Source organism: Methanocalculus sp. (genome assembly GCF_029762515.1).
In the GTDB taxonomy this organism is placed as follows: Archaea; Halobacteriota; Methanomicrobia; order Methanomicrobiales; family Methanocorpusculaceae; genus Methanocalculus.
On record NZ_JARVGN010000345.1, the window covers coordinates 1 to 2486 of the forward strand.

A 2486-nucleotide genomic window follows, 5' to 3' on the forward strand; every position below is an offset into this window, starting at 1 on the left:
GTCAATTATGAAAATTCTTCCGGTTACAGCAGAAAAACTTACCCTTCTGATTACTCCTGAATGGAAGAATGAGGTCTTCAGGCGGGTTGCAGCAGCTGAAGATCGGAGATCGGTAACAAAAGAGCTGATGAAGGATGAATCGATGAGAAAGCGTGGAAAAGAGGCGGCAAATGCTGTTCCACAGGTGATTAAGCTGATCCACAGCCTCCCCCCGGCACTTGTCGACCAGATCTCAACACGTGCACCTGATGAGCATGCAATCTTTTCACAGGCGGCGTCTTTCATCGAAAAAGAGTTCTCGGTAAAGGTGGAAATCCTCCATGCAGATGGGAGCGGCCATCCAAAGGCAGGAGTGGCACTCCCCTTCAAGCCTGCAATAGTGATAGAGTAAAAAAAACCTACTCTTCTTTTGGTTTTGCCCGCTTTACTCGTTCTTTTGTCGAAAATCCGGTGAGGAGATCGAGGTAATGTCGGAATTTCTTATTGGAGTCGAGGATATCCTCATCACCTGCTGTGATATCTGACTCGGTATCGACAAATGCCGTCTTGTTCTTCTCACCCGGCCAGACCTCCAGCCGCTTGATCGCCTTAAAAGAGATGATGTAATGCCCGTCTTTTTCTTCTGGCTCAACACCGAAGATCTCAATGAGCCCCTTTGCCATCCGTTCTTCAAGGTCTTTTGTCTGCCCTCTTTTGACTGGATATTCCTGCATAGTATTAATGTAGGAGGGGCGTCTATGTAATTTTAATGTCCAATGAAACGAGTGATCTGAAGATCATCTCAAGCGATCTCAAGGAGAAGGGAGCGGTTGTGATGATGGGGTTCCCCGGTTCCGGGCTTGTCGGGAGCATCGCCCTGCAGTACCTGGTGGATCAGATGGAATTTACCCATATCGGCGATATAACCAGCCGGTTCTTTCCCCCGATGTCGATGATGCAGAAGGGGGTTATTCATGCAGCGGTCCGTATCTATGAGAAGGAAGGATTTGCTGCACTTGTTGCGGATATTCCCATTCACCCTGCAATCTGTTATGAGGTGGCAAATGGTATCCTCGACTGGCTGGAAGATTATGATGTGAAGGAGATCGTCACCATCGCCGGTATTGTGACCAATGAGGCCGAAAAGAGGGTTTTTGGTGTGGCAAGCGATGAGGAAGCCGTCTCGAAGATCTCGGATCATACGATCATCCTCCCGATGGGTAGTATCTCAGGGATTGCATCAAGCCTCCTGACGGAATGCAAACTGCGGAAGATCCCCTGTATCGGTCTCCTGGGTGAGACGGTGAATAATCCTGATCCGCGGGCGGCTGTCTCTGCGATCAATGTATTGAATGACCTCTACTCCTTAAACCTGGATACTGCACCACTCCTGGAACAGGCAGAGGAGATCGAGATGACGATGCAGCGGCTCGCTGAGGAAGTACAGGGATCGGAGGTGCCGCAACAGAAGAAGGAAAACCTTCCGATGTACGGGTGATCACAATGATGGTAGCAGCATTAACAGGCATATCCTCACAGGTAATAGCAGATCTCAAACTTGGCAGACCCAGAACCATCGAACTTCAGAGCGCTCATAATATTATCACCCTTTCAGAAGTGCAGCCGGGGGATCCAATCTTCCTGACATCCGTTGCACCTGAAGATCTATCACCTGGGGATTCCGGCATCATCCTTGAGGTGCAGTTGATCTCTATCTCAATGAAACGGCTGATCGAATATTCGCATGCCAGTTTCTTCGAGGAGCGTGAGCGGACCTCGGCACGTGTCCAGCTGAGGTACTGTGGGACATCAATCGTTAAAGAAACAGGGGATCTTGGGTGTTGTAAGGCAGCCCGGGTGGATGTGGTGAAGTGCACCTGTTTCCACGCGGTCTGATCTCCTCTTATTTTTTCAGCTGATTAATACAGAATCCGACATTCTCCCCGAATCTGCGGATGGTGTCCATCCCTTCGGTATCATCCTGCACCTCGCCCTTCTCTTTTCCAAAGGCCATGTTCCAGTAGGTGGATCCACAGACGATCATATCATTGATCAGGTAGAACATCAGGAGTTCCTGGATGGTTGCGGTATGGCCGCCTCTCCGCGCAACAGCAATCGGTCCTCCGACCATCCGCGAGAGGAACTGGTCATTTCCACGTGAGACCATCCCGATCCTCTGGAGTGCCGACATCAGCTCCCCGCGGGCGGTTCCGAAGTAGACCGGTGTTCCGACGATTAAGCCGTCTGCTGATCTTATCGTTTCAATCATCTCGTTGATCCCGTCATCAATTGCGCATCTTCCGGTCTTTTTGCAGGAATAACAGGCGATACATGATGCGATCTGTTTTCCCCTGAGGCTGATATCCTCTGTCTCAACCCCTTCTGCACCCAGTGCTTTTTTGCATTCTTCAAGTGCGAGTTCGGTGTTTCCCCCTTCCCGGGGGCTTGCGTTGATGAGTACAACTCGTGCCATGATGCTCTTCTGGTTGACCCGGCAGATAAAAAAG

Annotated in this window: 4 protein-coding genes and 1 pseudogene; 3 read left to right on the forward strand and 2 right to left on the reverse strand. The window is 50.3% G+C overall.

The genetic code is table 11. The features are described 5' to 3' along the window. Positions 1-391 (forward strand): annotated as a pseudogene (locus QCH34_RS10660) (leucine--tRNA ligase); the annotation flags it as partial. A 7-nt stretch (positions 392-398) separates the two neighbouring features. Here the strand turns inward: QCH34_RS10660 and QCH34_RS10665 are convergent. Continuing rightward, positions 399-713 carry a DUF5611 family protein gene (locus QCH34_RS10665; RefSeq protein WP_300333950.1) on the reverse strand — a complete coding sequence of 105 codons (315 nt, stop codon included), beginning with the start codon at positions 711-713 and terminating at the stop codon, positions 399-401. 35 nt (positions 714-748) lie between these two features. Here QCH34_RS10665 and QCH34_RS10670 point away from each other — a divergent pair, with 35 nt between their 5' ends. Further along, positions 749-1477, forward strand: a complete 729-nt coding sequence (locus tag QCH34_RS10670) for a proteasome assembly chaperone family protein (RefSeq protein WP_300333952.1) — start codon at positions 749-751, stop codon at positions 1475-1477. A gap of 5 nt (positions 1478-1482) precedes the next feature. Beyond that, on the forward strand, positions 1483-1875 hold the full coding sequence (locus QCH34_RS10675; RefSeq protein WP_300333954.1) for a DUF473 domain-containing protein: 393 nt from the start codon (positions 1483-1485) through the stop codon (positions 1873-1875). 7 nt (positions 1876-1882) lie between these two features. Here the strand turns inward: QCH34_RS10675 and QCH34_RS10680 are convergent. Then, positions 1883-2486: flavodoxin family protein (locus QCH34_RS10680; RefSeq protein ID WP_366898585.1), on the reverse strand; the 604-nt coding region annotated here is incomplete at its 5' end.

Excerpts from the sequence above, each read along its gene's own strand:
- QCH34_RS10665 (WP_300333950.1), bottom strand. The coding sequence starts at position 713 with ATGCAGGAATATCCAGTCAAAAGAGGGCAGACAAAAGACCTTGAAGAA.
- QCH34_RS10675 (WP_300333954.1), top strand. The coding sequence starts at position 1,483 with ATGATGGTAGCAGCATTAACAGGCATATCCTCACAGGTAATAGCAGAT.
- QCH34_RS10670 (WP_300333952.1), top strand. The coding sequence starts at position 749 with ATGTCCAATGAAACGAGTGATCTGAAGATCATCTCAAGCGATCTCAAG.